Origin of the sequence: Burkholderia sp. Bp9142 (assembly GCF_003853415.1) — a bacterium.
Taxonomy (GTDB): domain Bacteria; phylum Pseudomonadota; class Gammaproteobacteria; order Burkholderiales; family Burkholderiaceae; genus Burkholderia.
The window spans coordinates 1-749 of the sequence record NZ_QTPP01000102.1 but is presented as its reverse complement, the minus strand read 5'-3'; the positions used below and the strand labels follow the sequence as shown (position 1 = coordinate 749).

The 749-nt window shown below is 67.6% G+C and carries 2 protein-coding genes and 1 pseudogene; all 3 read left to right on the top strand.

Features of this window, described 5'->3' with window-relative positions; genetic code table 11:
• Positions 1-101, top strand: a pseudogene (locus DIE22_RS37830) (hydrolase); the annotation flags it as partial.
• Between the two features lie 165 nt (positions 102-266).
• Complete coding sequence (locus DIE22_RS37825) at positions 267-434, top strand: DUF1427 family protein (RefSeq protein WP_124501199.1); 168 nt, start codon at positions 267-269, stop codon at positions 432-434.
• Positions 435-453: 19 nt separating this feature from the next.
• Positions 454-749 (top strand): amidohydrolase family protein (locus tag DIE22_RS37820; protein ID WP_148092765.1); only part of this gene is annotated, 296 nt, incomplete at its 3' end.

Here is a 749-nt window from a genome sequence, read left to right as displayed (position 1 = left end):
CGTACGGGATGGGCGTCGACTACGCGTACACGATGGTCCACAAGGCCGCCGAGCGTACGCTGACGCCGCACGAGTCGGTTCCGCCCGTGCCGGCGAAGTGACACGGACAGTCGCGACTGTCGATGCTGCCGCGGCGTGTGCCCTGCGCGCGCCGCGGCGGCGATACGTCAATGCGGGCGGCGTGACGCGGTCGACCCGCCCACGCCGCCCGCGGAGCGTTTGCCGGGCGGACGCCTGCATTCCAATTTGTTCGGGAGATTGATCGTATGGAACCTTATCTGGTTTCCCTTGGTGCGGGCCTGCTGATAGGCGTGATCTACAGCGCAATCAAGGTTCGCTCTCCCGCACCGCCGCTGATTGCCCTGGTCGGGTTGCTCGGCATGGTGATTGGCGTGCAGGCGGTCCCCGCCCTCAAGCAGCTCATCGGCCTTTGATCGAAGTGAGGTGACGCATATGACCGCAACCGAAACCCAACCGGATTTGATCCTCCGCAACGGCAGGTTCACGACCCTGGACCGCGCGAACCCGACGGCGACGGCGGTGGCGATAGCCGCCGGCCGCTTCGTCGCGGTCGGCAGCGACGCGGACGTGATGCCGCTCGCGGGCCGCGCGACGAAGGTCGTCGATCTCGAGGGCCGCAGCGTGCTGCCGGGCCTGACCGACAACCACTGCCACGTGATTCGCGGCGGCCTGAACTACAACATGGAGCTGCGCTGGGACGGCGTGCGCTCGCTCGCGGTCGCGATGGA